The organism is Streptomyces violens (assembly GCF_000717745.1).
GTDB lineage: Bacteria > Actinomycetota > Actinomycetes > Streptomycetales > Streptomycetaceae > Streptomyces > Streptomyces violens.
This window is the reverse complement of the sequence record NZ_JOBH01000027.1, coordinates 38388-59902: the sequence shown is the minus strand read 5'-3', so window position 1 is coordinate 59902 and position 21515 is coordinate 38388. Positions and strand designations below refer to the sequence as shown.

Annotated in this window: 20 protein-coding genes; 9 read left to right on the top strand and 11 right to left on the bottom strand. The window is 71.3% G+C overall.

Translation table 11 applies throughout. The features are described 5' to 3' along the window. Positions 1-96: 96 nt before the first annotated feature. The 9 genes from lepB (IF04_RS0134190) to IF04_RS0134150 form a co-directional block, all read right to left on the bottom strand. A complete protein-coding gene (lepB, locus tag IF04_RS0134190; RefSeq protein WP_425428488.1) occupies positions 97-912 on the bottom strand; it encodes a signal peptidase I in 816 nt (271 codons plus the stop codon). An 82-nt stretch (positions 913-994) separates the two neighbouring features. Then, positions 995-2146 carry a signal peptidase I gene (gene lepB, locus IF04_RS0134185; RefSeq protein ID WP_030267162.1) on the bottom strand — a complete coding sequence of 384 codons (1152 nt, stop codon included), beginning with the start codon at positions 2144-2146 and terminating at the stop codon, positions 995-997. Next, on the bottom strand, positions 2139-2999 hold the full coding sequence (lepB, locus tag IF04_RS0134180) for a signal peptidase I (RefSeq protein WP_030267160.1): 861 nt from the start codon (positions 2997-2999) through the stop codon (positions 2139-2141). The genes lepB (IF04_RS0134185) and lepB (IF04_RS0134180) overlap by 8 nt, the downstream gene beginning before the upstream one ends. Positions 3000-3047: 48 nt before the next feature. Continuing rightward, positions 3048-3395, bottom strand: a complete 348-nt coding sequence (gene rplS / locus IF04_RS0134175; RefSeq protein WP_030267158.1) for a 50S ribosomal protein L19 — start codon at positions 3393-3395, stop codon at positions 3048-3050. Between the two features lie 150 nt (positions 3396-3545). Further along, complete coding sequence (trmD, locus tag IF04_RS0134170; protein ID WP_030267156.1) at positions 3546-4361, bottom strand: tRNA (guanosine(37)-N1)-methyltransferase TrmD; 816 nt, start codon at positions 4359-4361, stop codon at positions 3546-3548. 2 nt (positions 4362-4363) lie between these two features. Further along, positions 4364-4936, bottom strand: coding sequence for a ribosome maturation factor RimM (gene rimM, locus IF04_RS0134165; RefSeq protein ID WP_030267153.1), 573 nt, complete (start codon positions 4934-4936; stop codon positions 4364-4366). A 216-nt stretch (positions 4937-5152) separates the two neighbouring features. Beyond that, positions 5153-5392 (bottom strand): RNA-binding protein, encoded by a 240-nt coding sequence (locus IF04_RS0134160; RefSeq protein ID WP_030267150.1) that lies wholly within the window; start codon positions 5390-5392, stop codon positions 5153-5155. Between the two features lie 2 nt (positions 5393-5394). After that, positions 5395-5838 carry a 30S ribosomal protein S16 gene (gene rpsP, locus IF04_RS0134155; RefSeq protein WP_030267147.1) on the bottom strand — a complete coding sequence of 148 codons (444 nt, stop codon included), beginning with the start codon at positions 5836-5838 and terminating at the stop codon, positions 5395-5397. Between the two features lie 261 nt (positions 5839-6099). Further along, complete coding sequence (locus tag IF04_RS0134150) at positions 6100-6687, bottom strand: hypothetical protein (RefSeq protein WP_030267146.1); 588 nt, start codon at positions 6685-6687, stop codon at positions 6100-6102. Between the two features lie 599 nt (positions 6688-7286). On the opposite strand from IF04_RS0134150, the gene IF04_RS0134145 reads away from it, so the two are divergent. The 9 genes from IF04_RS0134145 to IF04_RS0134105 all read left to right on the top strand — a co-directional run bounded on the left by IF04_RS0134145 (position 7287) and on the right by IF04_RS0134105 (position 16528). Then, positions 7287-8189 carry a class I SAM-dependent methyltransferase gene (locus IF04_RS0134145; protein WP_078601165.1) on the top strand — a complete coding sequence of 301 codons (903 nt, stop codon included), beginning with the start codon at positions 7287-7289 and terminating at the stop codon, positions 8187-8189. A 170-nt stretch (positions 8190-8359) separates the two neighbouring features. Next, on the top strand, positions 8360-9298 hold the full coding sequence (yhfZ, locus tag IF04_RS0134140) for a GntR family transcriptional regulator YhfZ (RefSeq protein ID WP_030267141.1): 939 nt from the start codon (positions 8360-8362) through the stop codon (positions 9296-9298). A 253-nt stretch (positions 9299-9551) separates the two neighbouring features. Continuing rightward, positions 9552-9938, top strand: coding sequence for a PRD domain-containing protein (locus IF04_RS0134135; RefSeq protein ID WP_030267138.1), 387 nt, complete (start codon positions 9552-9554; stop codon positions 9936-9938). Further along, positions 9935-10294, top strand: a complete 360-nt coding sequence (locus IF04_RS0134130; protein ID WP_030267134.1) for a DUF2620 domain-containing protein — start codon at positions 9935-9937, stop codon at positions 10292-10294. Before IF04_RS0134135 ends, IF04_RS0134130 begins: the two co-directional genes overlap by 4 nt. A gap of 27 nt (positions 10295-10321) precedes the next feature. After that, entirely contained in the window at positions 10322-11689 is a 1368-nt protein-coding gene (locus IF04_RS0134125; protein ID WP_245654598.1) for a YhfT family protein, read from the top strand. Positions 11690-11791: 102 nt separating this feature from the next. After that, on the top strand, positions 11792-12733 hold the full coding sequence (locus tag IF04_RS0134120) for a phosphotriesterase family protein (protein ID WP_030267127.1): 942 nt from the start codon (positions 11792-11794) through the stop codon (positions 12731-12733). 73 nt (positions 12734-12806) lie between these two features. After that, on the top strand, positions 12807-13901 hold the full coding sequence (locus IF04_RS0134115) for an aminotransferase class V-fold PLP-dependent enzyme (protein WP_030267123.1): 1095 nt from the start codon (positions 12807-12809) through the stop codon (positions 13899-13901). 2 nt (positions 13902-13903) lie between these two features. Further along, the gene (locus IF04_RS0134110) at positions 13904-15103 is read left to right on the top strand and encodes an alanine racemase (RefSeq protein ID WP_030267120.1); all 1200 of its coding nucleotides are present in this window, start codon (positions 13904-13906) and stop codon (positions 15101-15103) included. Between the two features lie 93 nt (positions 15104-15196). Then, positions 15197-16528: a phosphopentomutase gene (locus IF04_RS0134105; protein WP_078601163.1), complete on the top strand. Its 1332-nt coding sequence runs from the start codon at positions 15197-15199 to the stop codon at positions 16526-16528. Between the two features lie 105 nt (positions 16529-16633). On the opposite strand, the gene ffh is transcribed toward IF04_RS0134105, so the two are convergent. Both ffh and IF04_RS0134095 read right to left on the bottom strand, forming a co-directional pair. Further along, positions 16634-18190 (bottom strand): signal recognition particle protein, encoded by a 1557-nt coding sequence (gene ffh / locus IF04_RS0134100; RefSeq protein ID WP_030267117.1) that lies wholly within the window; start codon positions 18188-18190, stop codon positions 16634-16636. 205 nt (positions 18191-18395) lie between these two features. Continuing rightward, positions 18396-21017 carry a [protein-PII] uridylyltransferase gene (locus IF04_RS0134095; protein WP_051831815.1) on the bottom strand — a complete coding sequence of 874 codons (2622 nt, stop codon included), beginning with the start codon at positions 21015-21017 and terminating at the stop codon, positions 18396-18398. Positions 21018-21515 lie beyond the last annotated feature (498 nt).

Here is a 21515-nt window from a genome sequence, read left to right as displayed (position 1 = left end):
CGATGAGAGCCTTCGGGCGCCGTTTCCCGACGTACGCGGCGTATCGACGACACGTCCGCCGGACGCACACAGGTCCCTCACCTACGGGCGGTGCGGTCAGCTGTCGCGGGGCTCCTTGCCGGTCGCTCCCACCGCCACATTGGCGGGCAGCTTGGCGAGCACCCGCCGACGCCGCCACAGCACGATCGGCACCGCACCGGCCACACCCAGCGCCGCCGGCGCCGCGGCCATCGCCTGGCTCAGCCCCGGCTGGTCGAAGGTGTCCGGCACCGGCAGCAGCGACCACCGGTTGATCGGCCAGGCGATCGTGAACGCGCGGCCCACGACCTCCTCCTCCGAGACCGTGCCATTGCCCTTCAGGTCCTGGTGGTAGCGCGAGTCCAGGGAGTCCTGGCGGTGGTCGCCCATCACCCAGATCCGGCCCTCGGGCACCTTGATCGGGCCGAAGGGCTTGTCACCGCACGGGGTGTTCCCGGCGAAGAGGTACGAATCCTCCTGAAGCGCCCTGCCGTTGACCTTCACCGGTCCGGTGCCCTTGCACTCGACCGTGTCGCCACCGACCGCGATGACCCGCTTGATCAGGTCCTTCTCCTCCGCGGACGGCATCAGGCCGATCCAGCTGAGGACCTTCTGGACCGGATTCGGCGTCGGGGTGGGCACTTCATTCAGCCAGCCGCCCGGGTCGTGGAACACGACGACCTCGCCGCGCTCCGGCTTCGCGCCGAACCACGGGGTCAGCTTGTCCACCAGCACCCGGTCGCCGCGCTGCAGGGTGTTCTGCATCGAGTCGGACGGGATCGAGAACGCCTGCACCAGGAAGGTCTTGATGACCAGCGCCAGGGCCAGGGCGATGAGGATCAGGAGCGGCAGCTCCTTCCAGAAGGAACGCGGCGGCTTCTTGTCCTTCGTCACGCCGCCGTTCTCCTCTTCCCTCTCCTGTCGCGCGTCCTGCGGCTGCTGCTCCTGTTGCGCCACGTCCGCTACGGGGGACCTATCACGCCCCTCTGGTTCTTCGGGCTCTTCGGTACCGGACCGTGCGCCGACCGCCACGTCCCCCACATTCACTCCTTACTCCAAGCCGCCGCCTGCTCGTCAAACGGTGCAGGCCCACCACTCCCATAACGAGCGGGAGTTCCGCAGGGGTCGGGAGGACGGTCAAACCTTCGAGTGACACAGTATGCGGCGCTGCGGCCGCCGTCGCCGGTGCGCCCGGCGCGTCGCGCACAGAAGCGTACGTACCGGGCTCTTCCAGGCGCTGCCAGTGGTCGAACGGCCACGCGATCACCACGGCACGGCCCACGACACTGCTCACCGCGACCGTCCCCCGGTACGGCTCGTCCAGGTGGTACCGGGAGTCGGCGGAGTTGGACCGGTGGTCCCCCATGACGAAGAGCCGCCCGGTCGGCACGTTGACCTCAAACTTCAACCGCGAGGGCGGGTTGCCCGGGTGGACGTACGGCTCGTTCAGCGGCGTCCCGTTGACGGTGACCCGGCCGCTCTTGTCGCAGCACTTGACGGTGTCGCCGCCGACGGCGACGACCCGCTTGATCAGGTCCTGCTCGTCCGCCGACGGCAGCAGCCCGATGAAGGTGAGCACTTCCTTGACCTGCTTGACGCCCACCGGGTCGTCGGCCACGGTGGTGCGCTCGCCCGCGAGCCAGTGGTTCGGGTCCTTGAAGACGACCACGTCCCCCCGGTGCGGCTCGGCGCCGAACCACGGGGTCAGCTTGTCGACGAGCACCCGGTCGCCGATCTGAATCGTCTGCTCCATGGAGCCCGACGGGATCACGAATGCCTGTACGAGGAACGTCTTCAGGACCAGCGCGATGGCCAGCGCCACCCCGATCAGGATCGGTATCTCCTTCAGGTACGAACGCTGCCTGCGCCTCTTGATGCGCTTGGCCTGGCGCCGCCTGTCGGCCCGCCCGCCGGTCGCCGGCAGGGTCGTACGGGTCGCGGTGCCGCCCGCTCCGAGGTCCACGCCATAAGGGTCCGCTCCATAGGAGTCAGCACCGTAGGAGTCAGCGCCGGGCATACGAGAGCCGTGCGCGCCGTCCTGTACGGCGCCGCGTGTCTCCGTAGCGTGGCCCTCCGATGGTGCGCCTGTGCGGTGGTGCCCGTGGCGCGGGCGCCCCCTGTTACCCATGGGGCCCTGCCGCAGCCGGTATGCCGTCGAACGCGTGGGGCCGCTCCAACGAAGTCCAGCGGCCGACCGGCCAGCCGATCCAGTCGGCGCGGCCGATCACCTTGTCCAGCGGAACGGTGCCGCCACCGGGATCGCCCAGGTGGTCGCGGGAGTCGCTCGACCTGGCGCGGTGGTCGCCCATGACCCACAGCTTCCCTTCGGGCACGACCACGTCGAAGGGCACGTCCGACGGGCTGTCTCCGGGGTGGAGATAGGGCTCGTCCACCGGTTCGCCGTTCACCTTGATCCGTCCCCGTTTGTCGCAGCAGGTCACCCGGTCCCCGCCGACGCCGATCACGCGCTTGATGTAGTCCGTCTCCGCGGCCGGCGCCAGGCCCACCGCGGCTCCGGCGCCCCGCAGCAGCTCCGTCACCGGGTTGCCAGCCGGTGCCTCCTGTACGAACGACCCGGTGCCGTCGAACACCACGGCGTCCCCCCGGCGCGGTTCGCCGCCGAACCGGTACGGCAGCTTGTTCACCAGTACCCGGTCGCCGACCTGGAGCGTGTTCTCCATCGACGAGCTGGGGATCAGGAAGGGCTGGACGACGAAGGCGCTGAGCAGCCCCATGAACGCCAGACAGGCCAGCACCAGCAGAACCGGGCCCCGCCGCAGCAGCGGGCGCGCAGCGGCCTCCTCGCGGCCTTCCTCGCGGCTCTCGCCGGGCTCCGCCGCCGGCTCCTCGCCGGAACCGCTCGCGGACCGCTGCCGACGCCAAGAAAAACACCCGAAGCGCGACCCCTGCTCCGCCCCTTGGTCAGGGGCTGGAGAGGAGTCGCGCTCCGGGAGCGTCGAAGGCTGTGCGTCGGTGTCCATCGAGCCCAGAGCCTATCCGGCCCGGGGTTAAGGACACCGTACGGCTGCTCAGCTCTCGCGCTTCTCCTTGATCTTGGCGGCCTTGCCGCGCAGCTCACGGAGGTAGTACAGCTTGGCGCGACGGACGTCACCGCGGGTCACGACCTCGATCTTCTCGACGATCGGGGTGTGCACCGGGAAGGTGCGCTCGACGCCGACGGAGAAGCTGACCTTGCGGACCGTGAAGGTCTCGCGCACGCCGGCGCCCTGACGGCGGATGACGACGCCCTTGAACTGCTGCACACGGGAGCGGTTGCCCTCGATGACGCGGACGTGGACGTTGACGGTGTCACCCGGGCGGAAGGCGGGGACGTCGCTGCGCAGCGACCCGGCGTCGACGGAGTCGAGAAGGTGCATGACCTACTGCTTTCTTCGCTGATGCCACAGGTCATCAGCGGAATTCGTGATGATGGTTCGGAAGTCCGGACGAGGAGTCCGGGTGCCGGTCCGTCGGGCGGGCGTCGTTCCCCCTGTGGCAGGGGCGCGCGCCGGACGCACAGCAGCGGCCTATTCTTCCACGGCCTCGGTCGTCCGCCCAAATCGCCCGTCCGCCCCCGGGGCCCACCCCAGGATGGAGAGGGTTTCGCGGTCCTTCTTGTCGAAGGCGGCGGGGTCGGCGCGTTCGATCAGGTCCGGGCGGTTCTGATCCGTACGGCGGAAAGCCTCGTCGCGGCGCCAGCGGGCGATCTTCCCGTGGTGGCCGCTGAGCAGCACCTCGGGAATGCCGCGGCCACGCCACTCCGGGGGCTTGGTGTAGACCGGCCCCTCCAGGAGGTCGGCCATCGCCCCGGGCGCGAAGGAGTCGTCCTGGTGGGACGCGGCGTTGCCGAGCACTCCTGGGAGGAGACGGGCGATGGCCTCGACCATGACCAGGACGGGCGCCTCGCCGCCGGCCAGCACGTAGTCGCCGATGGAGACCTCGCGGACGTCCAGCCGGTCGCCGTACTCCTCGATGACGCGGCGGTCGATGCCTTCGTAGCGGGCCGGCGTGAACACCAGCCACGGCTTCTCGGAGAGCTCGACGGCGAGCTGCTGGGTGAAGGGCCGGCCGCTGGGCGTCGGAACGACGATGACCGGCTGCTCCTCCCCCTCGCCCGACGCAATGACCGAGTCCAGGGCCTCGCCCCACGGCTCGGGCTTCATGACCATGCCGGGGCCGCCGCCGTACGGAGTGTCGTCCACGGTGTTGTGCTTGTCGTGGGTGAACTCACGCAGGTCGTGGATGCGGACGTCCAGCTGCCCCCGGGCGCGTGCCTTGCCGACCAGCGAGACGTTCAGCGGTTCGAGGTACTCGGGGAAGATCGTGACGACGTCGAGACGCATGATCAGGCACCCTCACCGCGCGCTGCATCGGCCTCCGCGTCCCGACTGGAGGCGACCTCCGCCTGAGTGTCGTCCAGCAGCCCCGGCGGCGGGGTGATCACCGCTCGCTGCTCCTCGAGGTCGATCTCCGGCACGATCTCCGCAACGAACGGGATCATGACCTGGCTCCCGTCGGGGCGCTCCACGATCAGCAGGTCGTGGTACGGCAGGTGGGAGATCTCGATGATGCGGCCGACCTCGACGCCGCCCTCGGTCACCACGTCGAGATCGATGAGCTGGTGGTCGTAGAACTCCTCGGGGTCCTCGGGAAGTTCCTCGGGGTCGACCTCGGCGATCAGAAGAGTGTTGCGGAGCGCTTCGGCGGCCGTGCGGTCCTTCACGCCCTCGAAGCGCAGCAGCAGACGGCCGCTGTGCACGCGACCGGTCTCGATGGTCAGCGGGCCGGTGGACGCGGGGTCGGTGGTCAGGACCGCGCCCGGGGCGAGCCGCAGCTCCGGCTCGTCCGTGCGCACCTCCACCGTGACCTCGCCCTTGATCCCATGGGCGCGCCCGATCCGCGCGACAACCAACTGCAAAATGCACCTCTTTGCGGCTGAACCACCGCCGCTCTCGCGGACGGGGTTGCTCACCGTTGTGGTTTCTCAATTGATGGTGGGGGTCATAAGTGGGCGGCTTGTGGTTACGGTCCGGGATTCGCCGCCTGGATCCATCGTCCGGCCGTGGTCACAGACGAACAACACGGGCCGGGGAAGGCTTGGAGCCCTCCCCGGCCCGTGCCGGTGTTCCGATGCTCAGCGGACCTGGTCCACGTCGACGAGATCGACGCGGATACCGCGGCCGCCGAGGGCACCCACAACAGTACGCAGAGCGCGTGCGGTGCGGCCGTTACGGCCGATCACCTTGCCGAGGTCGTCCGGGTGGACCCGGACCTCCAGGACGCGTCCGCGACGCAGGTTGCGCGAGGCTACCTGCACGTCGTCGGGATTGTCGACGATGCCTTTGACGAGGTGCTCAAGAGCCTCCTCGAGCATGCTCAGGCCTCGGTCGACTCGGACTTGGCCGTCTCGGCCTCGGCCTCGTCCGCCTTCTTGTCAGCCTTCTTGGCCTTGGGGGTGATGGCCTCACCCTTCGGCTCGTCACCGGCGTCCTTGGCGGCGGCCTCGAAGAGGGCGCGCTTGTCGGCCTTGGGCTCGGCAACCTTCATCGGGGCCGGGGCGGGCAGACCCTTGAACTTCTGCCAGTCACCGGTGACCTTGAGGATGGCCGCGACGGGCTCGGTCGGCTGCGCGCCGACACCCAGCCAGTACTGGACACGCTCGGAGTCGACCTCGATGCGCGAGGGGTTCTGCACCGGGTGGTACAGGCCGATCTCCTCGATGGCCCGGCCGTCACGGCGGGTACGGGAGTCGGCAACGACGATGCGGTAGTGAGGCGAACGGATCTTGCCCAGACGCTTCAGCTTGATCTTGACTGCCACGGGAGTGGTGTCTCCTGGTGTTGACGTGGTTGGGCACAACGAGATGCCACGTGGGGTTGCGGTACCCGAGTGCCCGATGGACGCGTCAGCCGGAGGAGAGAGGGGTCCTATGCGACTGTCGAGTACAGCTAGCCATTGTGCCATACGAGCACGGGGCGGCCGACCTCGGGCGTCCGACCGCTGACCAGGAGGGCAGACCGTCTCCCGCCGCCCGGCGTACGGCCGGCCGCGACCGGACGGGCGGCCGGCCCTGCGCCCCGGTCAGCCGACCGCGGCCACCTCGGGGATGCGGAACGGCTTGCCGCAGCCGCCGCACATGATGGGGGCCTGGGCGAGCACGGAGGGGACGACCCGGACGTTGCGCCCGCAGTCGCAGACAGCCTTGACCCTTACGCCGCCACCGGAGGAGCCGTGCCGCGCGGCCGGGCCACGGAAGCTGCGGCTGCTGTCGGCCGCGGTGGCGACGGTGTGCGCCTTGAGAGCTCTGCCGAGCCGCTCGATGGTGGGGCGGTACCGCCTTCTGGCTTCGGGGTTGAGCGTGACCAGGGAGAAGCCGCTGCTGGGGTGCGGCTCGTCGGCGTGGTCCAGGCCCAGCTCCTCGGCGATCGCCAGGAATCGGCGGTTGTGGTAGCGACCGGCGCGTGAGGTGTCGCGGACGCCGCGGGACGCGGCGATGCCGTGCACTGCCTCATGAAGCAGCCGTTCGAAGGAGAGTTCGGCGCCGCAGGCGGACGAGGACTCTCCGATCAGGGATTCGGGCGCGGCCAAATCCGGCAGCTCGGGATGGTGCCGTTGAATGTCGGCCCAAGCGAGCGCCAGCTCGGCGGCGAGAACAGGTGTCGTGCTCACGTCGTGACAACGAGCCGGTACCGCTCAGTGTTCCGATTCCGGGGCATCCCAAATAATTTGCACGTACCAGTCAGTTTCGCCTCATGCGGCCCGTGGAGGGCAGGTGCGTCTTTCTGTGGACGAGACGCGCACCGGGTGCCGAGCCGGTATGTATCGACGCGTACGTCCGGCGCACCTGAAGGGCGGACGCTGCGCAGCGCCTGCGTACATCGTGTCCCGCGGGCCCCGAAGGAACGGCGCGGCCTCAGAGCAGGCCGCGCGATCATGGTGATCGTACCGGCGAGGCCGCCACCGCCCGAAGCCGCCCCGTCCACGTATTGCGGACGCCCTACGGCCAGGGGTGCGAAGCGCTGTACGCCACCCGGGTGAGGGGTGCCTCGAAGCCTGTGAAGGGCGCCGGACCGTGGCGCCTCCGGGTCCGCCGACGGCCGGCCGGCGCCCGGACGGCGCAAACGGGGGCGCGCGGTAGACAACCGGGCGCAACCCCTGGACTCTGGGATGGATGGGGGGTTGTCTGGACCGGGGGGTACAGCGCAACAAATCGGGGGCGGAAGACCATTTTCCTAAGCTCGGGCTCTCGGCGGATAGGGGCGCTTTCCATGACACCCACGCTCGTACAGCACGGCCTCCAGCGTTCCGGCCCTTCCGGTCACCCTGCACCGGACGGCTCCGGTTCGGGGGCGCGCGCCCGCGACTGGGCCGAAATCCAGGAACGGATGCTGGTGCCGCTGTATGAGGCCGTTTATCAACGGCTGGATGTCGGCCCGCACACCCGACTGCTGGCACTGGGTTGCGGCTCCGGCCTCGCCCTGCTGATGGCCTCGGCCCGTGGGGCGCAGGTCAGCGGGGTGGACATGGACGAACCGCGGCTGCGGCTGGCCCGGGAGCGGCTGGCGCCGGAGCAGGGGCCCGAAGCGGGCGGGAGCTCCGGGGAATCGGCCGCGTGCCTGGCGCACGGCGGACCGGAGTGCATGGATTCTCCCCAACGGCACCGCTTCAATCTGGTGACGGCGTTCCACCCGGTGGGCTGTGTCAGCACCGTGGACGGGCTGGCGTCCTCCTTGCAGACGGCGACGACCCTCGCCGAGCGGGGCAGCCCGGTGGTACTGGGCGGCTGGGGCCCGGTCGAGCGATGCGCCACGGCAGGCGTGCTCCGAGTGGCGCAACGGCTCGCGGATCCGTCCCTCCCGCTCGACCGGACGACGTCGCCCGCGGCGGCCGGCTGGCGGCCCAGCAGCCGGGACGACCTGGAGGAGCTCGCGGAGCGTGCGGGGCTGCGGCCGGACGGTTCGGGCCGGGTGGCCTGCCCGTTCGGGTACGCCGATCTTCCGAGTGCGATGCGCGGGCTGCTGTCGACGGGGCTGTTCGACGCGGCGCTGCAGGTCGCCGATCCGGCGCAGGTGGAGAAGGAGCTGTCGGAGGCACTGCATCCGTACCAGCGCGCGGACGGCACGGTCTGGATGCCGAATGTCTTCCGCTACCTGATCGCCCGGACGCGCTGAGCGCACTCAGCGGCAGTCCTCAGCCTTCGGGCGCCGACGCGGACGTCATTCGTTGACGTCCGCGTCCGTGAGCTCTGCACCTCCACGCGCCTCCGCCTCGTGCACTCGCGCATTCGCTCGTCCGTGAAAATCCCTTGGCAAAATCCAGAATCCTGGTTATTGTCATTTGCATGAACAGCGTGGACGAGCGGCTCCTCACTCGCAACGGACTGGCTGCCCGGCAGCTCGCGGCCCTGTTGCTCAATCATGACGAGGACACCCGCCTCCCGCGCGTCCGCGACTTCGCCGAGGAGCTCGGCGTGGGCAACGGCACGGTCCAGGCCGCCCTTCAGCTGCTGGAGGAGGCCGGTGCGATCGAGACGGTCGCCCGCGGTCATCTCGGGACGTTCCTCGTGCGGGCCGACCGGACCATACTGTGGCGCCTGTCGGGGCTCGGCACGCTGCTCGCCGCCATGCCTCTCCCCTATTCACGGCGGTACGAAGGGCTGGCCACCGGCCTGCGTACGGCCTTCGAGGGCGCCGGCGCCCCGTTCGCGATCACGTTCATGCGGGGCGCAGCCACCCGCGTCGAGGCCCTGCTGGAGAGCAAGGTCGACCTGGTCGTGCTCTCCCGCTTCGCCGCCGACCGGTTCCTCGACGAGCTCCCCTTGGAGCTGGTCGCCGATCTCGGCCCGGCCACGTACGTCGGCGCGCACGGCCTGCTGTTGCGGCACGGCGTGGATCCGGAAACGTCCGGGCTTCGAGTAGCCATCGACTCCGCGTCCGAGGACCTGCGAATGCTGGCCGGTCGGGTGTTCGCCGGACGCGACGACATCCAGTGGGTGGAGGCGTCGTACATGCAACTGCGGGACCTGTTCGCCCGCGGCGAGGTGGACGCCACGGTATGGAATCTCGACGAGGTCCAGGACCACCTCGGGCCGGACGTCGACGTACTGCCGCTGGGCGACGAAATCACCCGCGATCTGTCTCTGCGCAACTCCAGCGCCGCGCTCATAGGACGGGCGCAGGGCGCCGCTGCCCTGACTGCGGTACGAGACGGACTGGACCTGTCCGTCGTCACCGATCTGCAGGGGGAGGTACTGCGCGGCGAGCGCATGCCCTCGTACTGACCTTGGGAGCGGCAGCACCCCGGAGAAACCTAGACGCCGCCGATCCCCCTCGCCGGGAAACCGATCACGGAACTCGCCCGCAACCCGCCCCAGCGGCCGCGCGCGTCGGCTTCGCCATGTCCGAAACGATCGTCAACCGCAGAAACGCCTTCACTCATTCGAAAAAGAGTGCCCACGACTCTCGTCAATATCCAGAATCCTGGTTACTGTCGATATCTGTCACACCGCAGGCATCGCGAGGAAAGGACGACCCATGGAGGACCGACTCGCCCTCCGCCTCCAGCTCTTCCGGGACAGCGGGCAGGCGCCGCCGCAGGTGACGCGATTCGTCGAGGACGAGCTGACCGTCCTGGCGGCCGAAGGCCATCCCGTCACCGAGGACACCGCCGGCCTGCTGACCAGTCACCTCGTGATGGCCCTCGCCCGGCTGCTGAACGGCGAACCCATCGAGCAGTTCCTCACCGACGAGAACGTCGCGGCGGAGCTCGCCGACCATCCCGGGGCCGTCGAGCGGGCCCGCGCCATATCCCTGCGCGCCGAGGAGGAACTGGGCGCCGCGCTGCCCGACTCCGAGATCAATTTCCTGGCGATGCATCTCGCCGTACTCCGCAAGAACGCGCTCAGAAGGGACGTGCCATGACGAAGATCCTCACCGGCGGCGTCGGCAAGCTCGAGGTCGCCGAGACAGTGAAGAAGCTGTCCCTGGACGGCGTCGACGTCGCTGTCTCCAGCGACATGGACGCGGCGATGAAGCTGCGCGCCGGACAGGCCGACTACTACCTGGGCACCTGCCACACCGGCGCCGGCGCCTCGCTCGGTGTCCTGCTGGGCCTCATGGGCAGCGCCGCCTGCCACACCTTCGGCCGCTCCGTCCCCACCGAGGACGAGGTGAGTGCCCTCATCGGCGACGGCAAGAAGGTCTTCGGCTTCGGCATGGACAAGATCGACGCTGTCGCCCCAGTCATCGCCCGCGTCATCGCGGCCCGCAACGCCTGACCCGGTCGAGGCAGTGAGGAGTGAGCCGTGAGTGGGAACATCGTCGCCGCAGCCGCCGGCAGCACAGACCTCAGCCTGTCGGTGACACAGCAGCTGACTGTCATCGCCCTCTGCGCCCTGACGGCCTTCATCTCGCATCTGGCCCTGGCCGTCTTCAATGACGGCGTACGCCCCTTCATGCTGGACTTCATCCAGGGGCGCACGACCCGCAGCGCCACCACGGCCGTGTCCTTCGGTCTCTCCGCGGGCTTCATCTTCGGACTGGGCGCGCCGATGGCGCTGTCCACGGGGGTGCTGAACCCCTGGCTGCTCTTCCTGCCCACCGACGTCCTCGGCATCCTCTCGCCGAAGAAGTGGCTGGCGCCGATCCTCGGTGCCGCGTGGGGCGCGGTCGTCGTCTTCGGCCTGAACGGCGCCAACAGCATCGCGCACGATCTGCCGGTCGACTTCCTGACGGCGATGCAGCAGATGGCGACGCCGATTCTCTTCCTCTTCACGCTCTTTCCGGTACTGGCGATCAGCAAGCAGTTCGGCAAGCTGCGCGGCGGTATCGCGGGCGTGGTGGAGCTGGCGTTGGTCGTCGCCACGATGAAGCTGTGGCCGGACGTCTTCCCCGGAGCCGTCGCCATGGCAGTGGGCGTGCTGATGCTGATCGCGTTCGCCGTGATCAAGGATCTGCGGCAGCGCAGGGCGGAGCGGGCCGAGCAGGACGGAAGAGCCGACGGACCGGCGGAGGACGCGTCGGGCGGCGACGACCCGATGGCCTCGTTGTTCAGTGCGAGCGCGACCCGGCTGCGCAAGCATCTGCCACTGTTCATGGTGCTGGGTGCGGGGGTCTGCCTGCTGGCCCAGATGCACATCTTCGGCGGTGGCGAGGCGACCAGCTTCCTGGTCGCCAAGGGCGACTACAGCGGCGCGGCCCAGGTGGACTTCTATCGCGCCTTCGGCTTCATCCCGCTGATCGCCACCACGGCGCTGGCCTCGGGCGCCTACGGCATCGCCGGCTTCACGCTGGTCTACCCGATCGGCTATCTCCTGCCGAACCCCTGGCTGGCACTGATATGCGGAGCCCTGGTCTTCGCCGTCGAAGTGCTGGCGCTCTCGTGGATCGGCCGGATACTCGGGCGGCTGCCGTCGGTGCGTGACTCCTCCGAGCACCTGCGCAGCGCGATCAGCGACTCGCTGCAACTGGCCATCCTCTTCGGCTCCCTGATGGCGGCCAACGCCATGGGCGGCGGCCTCGGCATCCTCCTCGTCGGCGGGCTCTACCTGCTGAACGAGGCGATGGGCCGGGTCGTGGTCCGCATGGCCGCGGCGCCCGCCGCCGTGATCGTCGGCGGCGTCATCCTCAACCTCCTGTACTGGCTGGACCTGTTCACCCCCGTCAAGGGCTGACGCGGTCCGTACGCAGGCCCGACCGGCGGCGTACGGGAACGGGGCGAGCCACCGACCTCCAGCAGGACCGGCCCTCCGGCAGGAAGAAGGCAAGGCAGCACCATGCACGACATCCGGACCGTCACCGGTCCCCTCGCCCCCGACGCCTTGCGGGGCCCCGTACTCGCACACGAGCACCTGGCGCTCGATCTGCGCCGGGGCACCGACCGGGCAGCGGTGCTCGACGGTCGGCACGCCGGCGCGGTCACCAGCGAACTCGCCGTGCTGCGCGAGGAGTCCGGGCTGTCGCTGGTCATCGAGTTGAGCTGCCGGGGCATGGGCCGCGACGTGACCGCACTGGTCCGCATCTCCAAGGACTCCGGTGTCCCGGTCGTCGCGGCCACCGGCTGGTACTACGAGCCGTTCCACCCCTCCGAGGTCGGCGACGCCGGCGTCGAGGAGCTGACCGACATGCTGGTGCGGGAGATCACCGAAGGCATCGGTCCGGAGGGCATACTCCCCGGCGTCATCGGAGAGGTCGGCAGCCACGGTGACCGCCCCAGCGAGCCGGAGGTCCGTGCGCTGAAGGCCGCCGCGCGGGCCGCTGTGGCCACCGGTCTCTCCGTGGCCACCCACGCCCAGCTCGGCCGGGGCGGCCCCGCGCAGCTGGCGCTGCTCACCGCCGAGGGGCTGCCGCCACAGCGGATCTGCATCGGCCATCAGGACCTGTTGGACGACTCGGGTGTGCACCGGGAGCTGGCGGAGCAGGGGGCGTACGTCGCCTTCGACACGGTCGGCAAGGAGAGTTACCAGAGCGACGCGACCCGACTGCGGCTGCTGCTGGAGCTGGTGGCGGCCGGGCATGCGGACCGAGTGCTGCTGAGTGGCGACATCTCCCGGCACGGCTATCTGCGGGACGAGGGCGGACAGGGGTACGGCCATCTGTTCCGGTCCTTCCTGCCGCGGCTGCGGGCGGCAGGGGTGGACGACGGCCTGATCGACCTGATGACCCGCCGCAATCCGATCCGCTTCCTCACCGGAGCGCGCCCAGAGGAGGTGGCCTGAGATGCCCGTACAGGAACGGCCCGCCGGGCAGCGGCCGGGGGCCGGGCTCGGCTCCGGAGTGACCTCGTTGCCGATGACCTTTCCCTTGCCGACCGTGCCGCTGGCGGACGCCGTCGCGCGGCAGCACCGACTGCTGGAGTACGTTGCGCGGCACTTCGAAGGAGAGCAGCTCTTCGAGGCGGACGCCGGAGTCGTCCCCGGGCTCGGCCGGCCGCGTACGACCGCCCGAGTGGAGGCCGTACTCGCCGACTTCTTCGGGGCCGAGGACGCCGCTCTCGTCCAGGGAGCGGGTACCGGAGCGATCCGCGCCGCGCTCTCCGCGGTGCTCGGCGCGGATGATCCTCTCCTCATCCACCGCGCACCGGTCTACCGAACCACCGCCGTGACCCTGCGCGGCCTGGGCGTGGCGGTGACGGAGGTGGACTTCAACGACCGATCGGCACTGGCGGAGGCGCTGGGCAGCGGCCGGTTCACCTGGGCGTACGTGCAGCACACCCGGCAGCGGCTCGCCGACTCCTACGATCCCGGTGAGGTGCTGGCGGCGTGCCGAGCGGCCGGGGTGCGCACGGTCGTCGACGACAACTACGCGGTCATGCGGGTCCCGGAGAGCGGGGTCGAACTGGGCGCCGACGCCTCCTGTTTCTCGCTCTTCAAGCTGCACGGTCCGGAGGGCGTCGGGGCCGTGGTGGGCTCGGCCGACCTGGTGTCGCGCGTGCACGCGGACAACTACTCGGGAGGCGGTCAGGTCCAGGGGCACCAAGCGCTCGACGCGTTGCGCGCGCTGACCCACGTACCGGTGATGTGGTCGCTCCAGTCAGCGGTGGGCTCGGAGGTGGCGGAGCGGCTGGCGGCGGGTGAGGTGCCGGGCGTCGCCGAGGTCCGTATCGCCAATGCCCAGGACCGCTGTCTGCTGGTGCGGCTGGACCGGCCGGTGGCTCGCGAACTGCCCACCGTGGCGGCGCGGTACGGCGCTGCGCCCTATCCCGTCGGTTCCAATTCCCGTTATGAGATCGCCCCGTTGTTCTACCGCATGTCGAGCTCGTCCCTGGAGGACGCGCCGGAGCTCGCGGAGTGGACCGTGCGGATCAATCCCATGCGCGCCGGCGCGGATCTCGTGCTCGACATCTTGCGCCGAGCGCTGCGCGACCTTCGTGAGACAGGGGGCTGACCGTGTTCCTCGACGCCGTCCTCCACCGCAATCCGGAACTGGTCACGTTCGCGGCGGAGTTGCACGACTCCGGGGCCATTCCGCCGGACACGTACGTCATGGACCTGGACGCCATCGAGTCCAATGCCGAGCTGCTGGCCCGGGAGGCGGACCGGCTCGGTCTGTCGCTGTGGTTCGTGGTCAAGCAGATCGGCCGTAATCCGGAGCTGATCGCGGCCATCGCGCGGCACATCCCGCGGTTCACGGCCATCGATCCGCCCGAGGCCCGCGTCCTGCACGCCGCGGGCGCCCAGGCCGGAAACCTCGGCCACCTCGTCCAGATCCCTTCCCGCGCACTGCCCGAGATGCTCGCCTGGCGTCCGGAGACCGTCACCGTCTACGACCTGGCGAACGCCCGGGCCGTCTCGGACGCCGCCACCCGGCTCGGATTCGTCCAGGACGTTCTGATCCGGCTGGAGGGCGCGGCCGGTGCGGTCTACCCGGGGCAGGAGGGCGGAGTACGGCTCGGTGGGGCTACCGACGGCTCGGAAGCCCCGGGACGTGCGGGCGGCCCGGACGGCCTGGACGCGTTCATCACAGAGGCCGAGCGGCTGTCGGGGATCCGGGTGGCCGGTGTCACGGCGTTCCCGTGTGTGCTGTGTGATCCGGATACGGGCGAGCCTCGGCCCACGCCCAACTTCGCGTTGGCGCGTGCCGCCGTGGAGCGGCTCGCCGCCCGTGGTTACACGGACCTCAAGCTGAGCGCGCCGAGCGCCACATCGATGGCCACCCTGCCGCTGCTGGCGCGGCTGGGCGCGACGCACGGGGAGCCCGGCCACGCCCTCACCGGCACCACCCCGCTGCACGCGGTGGACCACGCGCAGCCGGAGCAGCCCGCATACGTGTACGTGAGCGAGGTCGCCCATATGCTCGCCGACGGCCGGCCCGCGTTGTACGGCGGCGGGTTCTACGCCAGGGGTGGTGCCAGGGAGGCGCTGATCCCGCGTACCGGGGCGCGGCTGCGGGTCGAGGACGCCCCCGCCGCGAACATCGATTACTACCGGCTGCTCGCTCCCGGGGACGCGCGGGTGGGTGATACCGCCGTGCTGGCCTTCCGCACCCAGATCTTCGTCACCCGCAGCAGCGTGGCCGTCGTCGCCGGGCTGTCCTCGGGCGCGCCGAAGCTCAGCGGCCTCTACGACCCGCTCGGAAGGCCCTACTGACCAGCCATCGCCGCCCGGCAGGCGGCCCCGCTCCCCCGTCGTTCCCTCCGTAATCCGTACCTGCTTCATCCGACTCGGACGCCAGGAACCGCCATGAGCAAGATCGTCATCCTCGTCGTCGACGGCTTCGGCATCGGCGCGATGCCCGATGCCGGCGCGCTGCGCCCCGGCGACGTGCGGGCCGACACCCTCGGCCACCTCCTCGACCACCACCGTGCGACGACCGACCGCCCCCTGGAGCTGCCCGCGCTCGGCGCGCTCGGGCTGGGTTCCGTGCATCCTCATCCGGATCTCGCGCCGCGCCCTTCGCTGCCGGTCGCGGCCGGCCGGGCGGCGCTGGGCTATCCGGGCGCGGACACGTACGCGGGGCATCAGACGATGATGGGCGCCGACTTCAGCCGGGTGACGGTGGCCCGGCTCGCCGAGCACCTCCAGGAGGTGACCGCGGCGCTGCGGGCGGCCGGGCACCGTACGGAACTGCTCGACGGCAAGCCGCTGGTGGTGGTCGACGGGCGGGTGCTGGTGCACGACAACCTGGAGGCCGATCCGGGTATCAACTGGAACGCCTCGGCGCGGCTGGGTGAGACACCGTTCGTGCAGGTGCTGGCCGTGGCGCGGGTGGTCAGGTCGGTCGCGCCGGTCGCCCGGGTGATCGCGGTGGGCGGCCACGCCGACGGGCCGCTGCCCGGGTTCGTACGTCACGGGGAGGGCGGCACGGTCGGGCTGGACACCCCGGCCAGCGGCTTCTACCGCAACGGCGGGCTGGAGGTGCAGCATCTGGGCGCGCCGCTGGACCACACCCGGCAGTTGCCCGAGGCCGCGGCCCGGGCGGGCGTGGCCGTCACGCTCGTCGGCAAGGCCGCCGACATCCTGGCCTGCGATGGGGCGGTGCGACGGCCGGCGGTCGACACCGGGGAGGTGCTGGGGCACACGCTGGACGCGGTGCGGACGGCCGGGCGGGGCCAGGGCGCGGGGCCGGAAGGGGCGGTGCTGGTGGTCAGCAATGTGCAGGAGACCGATCTGGCCGGACACGAGCAGGATCCGGAACGGTACGCGGCCGTGCTGCGGCGGGTGGACGCGGGAATCGCGGCGTTGTTGCCGCTGCTCACCGCGCCCGGGGACCGTCTGATCATCACCGGTGATCACGGCAACGACCCGACGATCGGGCACGCCTTCCACACCAGGGAGTTCGTGCCGGTGCTGATCCACCGTCCCGGCGCTGCGGCCGCCGAGCGGCTGCCGGACGCCGCGTCGCTGGCGGATGTGGGCGTCACCGCGGCCATCGCGCTGGGCCTGAGCCCGGCCGGCCTCGCCAGCGGCACTCCACTGCCCCTGGAGTGTCCTATACGCAGCGCAGAGCCCGCACACCCCTCGCGCCTGGCCTGTGCCACGGAGGCTGCGGGCCCCGAGAGCCGCACGCACTGACGGGGGCAGGAGCCGGACACGTACAGGAGTCCCCGTACGCGTACGGCCCCGGCCGGAAGGGTCCGGGCGGGGCTGTAGGGGCGGAAGGCGACTGGCGGTCGCGTGTCAGCCCATGAACTTCTTGAACTCCTCGGGGAGTTCGAAGTTCTGCGGGGCGTCCTGGCCGCCCTGCGGGAGGCCGAGCGGATTGCCGTTCTGGGCCGCCTCGCGGCGGGCCGCGGCGGCCTCCTCCTCGGCCTTGCGCTTCATGGGATTGCCGCTGCGCTGCTTGCCCTTGGCCTTCTTCTGCTGCTTCTTCTTGGCGCCGCCGCCCATTCCCGGCATCCCGGGCATGCCCGGCATCCCCGGCATGCCGCCGCCCTGGGCCATCTTCGACATCATCTTGCGGGCGTCGAAGAAGCGCTCGACCAGGCTCTTCACTGCGCTGACGTCGACACCCGAACCGCGCGCGATACGGGCGCGGCGCGAGCCGTTGATGATCGTCGGGTCATGGCGCTCGCCCGGAGTCATCGACTTGATGATCGCGGCCGTGCGGTCCACGTCCCGCTCGTCGAGGTTGTTGATCTGGTCCTTCATCTGCGCCATGCCGGGCAGCATGCCGAGCAGCTTGGAGATGGAGCCCATCTTGCGGACCTGCTCCATCTGGGCCAGGAAGTCGTCGAGCGTGAACTCCTTCGGGCCCTTCTGCAGCTTGGCCGCCATCTTCTCGGCCTCGGCCTGGCTGAAGGTCTGCTCGGCCTTCTCGATGAGCGACAGCATGTCGCCCATGCCCAGGATGCGGGACGCCATGCGGTCCGGGTGGAACGCGTCGAAGTCGTCCAGCTTCTCGCCGTTGGAGGCGAACATGATCTGCTTGCCGGTGACGTGCGCGATGGAGAGCGCGGCACCACCGCGGGCGTCGCCGTCGAGCTTGGAGAGCACCACGCCGTCGAAGCCGACGCCGTCGCGGAACGCCTCGGCGGTGTTGACCGCGTCCTGGCCGATCATGGCGTCGACGACGAAGAGGACCTCGTCCGGCTTGACCGCGTCACGGATGTCCGCGGCCTGCTGCATCAGCTCCTGGTCGATGCCCAGGCGGCCGGCGGTGTCGACGATCACGACGTCGTGCTGCTTGTCGCGGGCGTACTCGAGGGAGTCCTGGGCGACCTTGACCGGGTCACCGACGCCGTTGCCCGGCTCGGGGGCGAAGATCGCCACGTCGGCGCGCTCGGCGACGACGGAGAGCTGGTTCACGGCGTTCGGGCGCTGGAGGTCGCAGGCGACCAGCATCGGGGTGTGGCCCTGCGCCTTGAGCCAGCGGCCCAGCTTGCCGGCCAGGGTGGTCTTACCGGCGCCCTGGAGGCCGGCGAGCATGATGACCGTCGGCGGCTGCTTGGCGAAGCGGAGGCGACGGGTCTCGCCGCCGAGGATGCCGATGAGCTCCTCGTTGACGATCTTGATGACCTGCTGGGCGGGGTTCAGCGCCTGGGAGACCTCGGAGCCGAGCGCGCGCTCCTTGACCTGCTTGATGAAGGCCCGGACGACGGGCAGCGCGACGTCCGCTTCGAGCAGGGCGATCCGGATCTCGCGCGCGGTGGCGTCGATGTCCGCCTCGGAGAGGCGCCCCTTGCCCCGGAGATTTTTGAAAGTACTCGCCAGGCGGTCGGAAAGCGTATCGAACACGGCGGTCGTCGATCCTCGGGGTCGGGGGTGGAGTCAATCGGCTTCTAGAGTATCCGCCCCACGGTACAGAACGTCCGGGCCTACCCGAAGAGACGTAGAGGGACGGGCTCACCGCGTGCGCCGGGCGCAGCACGACGCTCCTCCCGGCCGCCCGGAAGCGCCGGGAGTGCGCAGTGGTCCTGCGTGGTGGCGGCGGTGCCGTGGGTCACTTCAGCGCTCGCTCCACCGCCTGGGCCACCTCCGTCGCGGTGTCGGGCGGGAGCGGGGAGCCGTCGGGGTCCGTGACGTAGAAGGCGTCCACCGCGTTGGCGCCGAGGGTGCTGACGTGGGCGCTGCGGACCGTGACGCCCGCGTCCTCCAGTGCGCGGCCGATCCGGTACAGCAGTCCCTGGGCGTCCTGGGCCCGTACCTCGATGACGGTGGCGGAGCGGGAACCGCCGGGCGCCACCGTCACCCGGGGCGGCGGCGCCTGGAGCCGGCGCGAGCGCCGTGCGTAGGCGCGTTCGCGCTCGGCGAGGCGGGCCGGGATGTCGAGCGTGCCGTCCAGGGCCCGTACGAGGTCGGCGCGGAGCCGGACCGCCTGCGGCAGCGATCCGTACTCGGCCGCCACCCGCCAGCTGAGGAGCAGCATCGGGCGGCGGGCGGCCGCGGAGCCCGTGCCCGTTACGGGCCGGGGCTCGGCTTCGGCGCGCGGGGCCGCCCTGCCGTCCCTCCCCTGCTCGGCCGCTCCGGACAGCTCGTCCGGCAGGGGCATGACGCGGAGGTCGGCGGCGCGGACGGTGAGGCGGTGCACGGCGAGTACGCCGGCGGTGGCGGGGAGGATCCCCGGGCGGTCCGGCACGGCGATGAGGAGTTCGACGCCGACCGGTTCCTGCGACCCGCCGGACTCCTGGGGCCCGGCGGGTTCCGGGTGCTCAACCGGATCCGGGCGGCCTGCGGGGCCCGGTGTGCGGGTCGGCGCGTCTCCGCCGGCCGACCGGGGTGCGGCGCCGCTCGGCGGTGGCTCCGGCGCCTCCATGGGCGGCGGCTCGACCCGAGTGTGGAGGGCCAGTACCGGTTCGCCCGTGCGCCACGCCTCGATGGCGAGGCGTTCCTGTTCCGCTGTGGGCTCCCACGGGGTGGGCGTGGTCGCGTCGGGTTCGCCGGCCAGCAGTCCGCCGACCCGACGGACCAGGTCGGCGACCAGCCCCTCGCGCCAGCGGCTCCAGGCCGCGGGCCCGGTGGCCAGCGCGTCGGCCTCCGTGAGGGCGTGCAGCAGCTCCAGCGTGCCGGCCGAGCGGACCACCTGAGCGACCGCCGCGACCGTGGCCGGGTCGTCCAGGTCACGGCGGGTGGCGGTCTCGATGAGGAGGAGGTGATGGCGTACGAGGGTGGCGATGACGTCCGTGTCCTTGGCGTCGAAGCCGAGCCGGGCGGCCACGTCGCGGGCGATGGTCTCGCCGGACACCGAGTGGTCGCCGGGCCAGCCCTTGCCGATGTCGTGCAGGAGGGCCGCCATGAGCAGCAGGTCGGGGCGGTGGACGCGGCGGGTCAGTGCGGAGGCGCGTACGGCCGTCTCGACGAGATGCCGGTCGACGGTCCAGCGGTGCACGGCGTTGCGCTGCGGGCGGCAACGCACGCGCTCCCAGTCGGGCAGCAGCCGCGTGATGATCCCCTCTGCCTCCAGCGCCTCCCATACGGGCACGGTGTGCGCGCCCGCGCCCAGCAGCGTGAGCAGCTCCTCGCGGGCCTCGGCGGGCCACGGCACCGGCAGCGGGCGGGCTGCGGCGGCCAGCCGGCGGACGGCGTGCGGGGACAGCGACAGGCCCGCCTGGGCGGCTGCGGCCGCGGCGCGCAGGGGCAGCACGGCGTCGCGTTCGGGGCGGGCCGTGCGGGCCAGTACGACCTCGCCGTCGTGCTCCACGACGCCCTCGGCCAGCGGCGACCGCTCGCCCTTGCCCGCGGTCCGCCCGCTCCTGCCGCTCATCAGCCCGCGCAGCGAGGGCCGTACGGAGCGGGCGCGCAGCACGCGGCCGACCTCGCGCCAGGTGACGTCGCCCGCGTACGAGATCGTGCGCGCCGACTCGTACACCTGACGCAGCAGGGTGTCCGCGTCGAGCAGACCGAGGGCCGCCGCGACCTGGTCCTGCTCCTGGAGCGCGAGCCGGTCGGTGGCCCGGCCGGTGACCAGGTGGAGGGCGTCGCGTACGTCCAGCAGGCAGCCGCGGGCGGCCTCCAGGCCGGCCCGGGGGGCGTCGGCGAGCCAGGAGGCGGCCACCGCGCGCAGGGCGGTGACGTCGCGCAGGCCGCCTCTGGCCTCCTTCAGGTCGGGCTCGAGGAGGTACTGGAGCTCGCCCTGCCGGTCGGCGCGGTCCAGGCAGAGCGCGTGGAGCTCGGGGAGGCGCTTGGGGGCGGCTTCGCGCCAGTCGGCGAAGCTCGCGGTGCGCAGGGCCGTGGTGAGGTCGGGGCTGCCGGCGAGGTGGCGGGCGTCGAGCAGGCCGAGCTGGGCCTTGAGGTCGTCACGGGCGGTGCGGCGGGCCTCGGCGAGCGTGCGGACGGAGTGGTCCAGGTCGAGGCCCAGGTCCCAGAGCGGATACCAGAGGTGGTCGGCGAGGGCCGCGACCTCTTGGGGTGATGCCTTGCCGTCGTGGAGGAGGAGCAGGTCGAGGTCGCTGCGGGGGGAGAGCTCGCCGCGGCCGTAGCCGCCGACGGCGACCAGGGCGGCGCCGGTCACGCCGCTCTGGGCCGCGGCGCGCTCGAAGAGTCCGGCCAGCCAGTGGTCGGTGAGGCGGGCGAGGGCGGCGCGGCGCTCGGGGCCGGTCGTGGTCTCGTCCTGGAGGAGGTGCAGACGGGCGGCGGGGTAGTCCGGGGCGGCGGTGCGCCGGTCGGCGGTGGGGTGGTCCGCGCCGCCTGGGCCGGCTGCGCCGGCGCGGGCCGAGCCGGGGCGGTCCCCGCCGGGACCGGCCGGGGTCCCTGCTGCGGGCGTGTCCGGGCCGGTGCCGGCCGTCCGGCCGACGCCTGTTGTCTCCTCGACGCTGTCGGTCACCTCGCGCGCTCCTTGTTCGTTCTGGTGTGGCGTCGGCTGCCGGGTGTTACGGCGGGCCGTTGTGGGGACGGCCGGTGCCGTTGGTGGCCGGTGGTCGCCGCTGCCGTGGAGTTCTGTGCCCCGGACCCACCCCTTCCCGAAACCGGGGCAGCGGCCCCGGACCCCGCAAAGGTGTCCTCAAACGCCGGACGGGCTGGGGTGACGCCGGGTGGGGCCGGGCCTCTGAAGGCCGTCGGCGGCTGGGTCCCCAGAGCCCAACCGCCGACAGGACGGACCGAAGACGGGCCGGGTCCCCGGAGC

What these genes read in the sequence shown, in the direction of transcription:
- lepB (WP_030267162.1), bottom strand. Translation starts at nt 2,146, where the DNA reads ATGGGTAACAGGGGGCGCCCGCGCCACGGGCACCACCGCACAGGCGCA.
- lepB (WP_030267160.1), bottom strand. Translation starts at nt 2,999, where the DNA reads ATGGACACCGACGCACAGCCTTCGACGCTCCCGGAGCGCGACTCCTCT.
- rplS (WP_030267158.1), bottom strand. Translation starts at nt 3,395, where the DNA reads ATGCACCTTCTCGACTCCGTCGACGCCGGGTCGCTGCGCAGCGACGTC.
- trmD (WP_030267156.1), bottom strand. Translation starts at nt 4,361, where the DNA reads ATGCGTCTCGACGTCGTCACGATCTTCCCCGAGTACCTCGAACCGCTG.
- IF04_RS0134160 (WP_030267150.1), bottom strand. Translation starts at nt 5,392, where the DNA reads ATGCTCGAGGAGGCTCTTGAGCACCTCGTCAAAGGCATCGTCGACAAT.
- IF04_RS0134145 (WP_078601165.1), top strand. Translation starts at nt 7,287, where the DNA reads ATGACACCCACGCTCGTACAGCACGGCCTCCAGCGTTCCGGCCCTTCC.
- yhfZ (WP_030267141.1), top strand. Translation starts at nt 8,360, where the DNA reads ATGAACAGCGTGGACGAGCGGCTCCTCACTCGCAACGGACTGGCTGCC.
- IF04_RS0134135 (WP_030267138.1), top strand. Translation starts at nt 9,552, where the DNA reads ATGGAGGACCGACTCGCCCTCCGCCTCCAGCTCTTCCGGGACAGCGGG.
- IF04_RS0134130 (WP_030267134.1), top strand. Translation starts at nt 9,935, where the DNA reads ATGACGAAGATCCTCACCGGCGGCGTCGGCAAGCTCGAGGTCGCCGAG.
- IF04_RS0134120 (WP_030267127.1), top strand. Translation starts at nt 11,792, where the DNA reads ATGCACGACATCCGGACCGTCACCGGTCCCCTCGCCCCCGACGCCTTG.
- IF04_RS0134115 (WP_030267123.1), top strand. Translation starts at nt 12,807, where the DNA reads ATGACCTTTCCCTTGCCGACCGTGCCGCTGGCGGACGCCGTCGCGCGG.
- IF04_RS0134105 (WP_078601163.1), top strand. Translation starts at nt 15,197, where the DNA reads ATGAGCAAGATCGTCATCCTCGTCGTCGACGGCTTCGGCATCGGCGCG.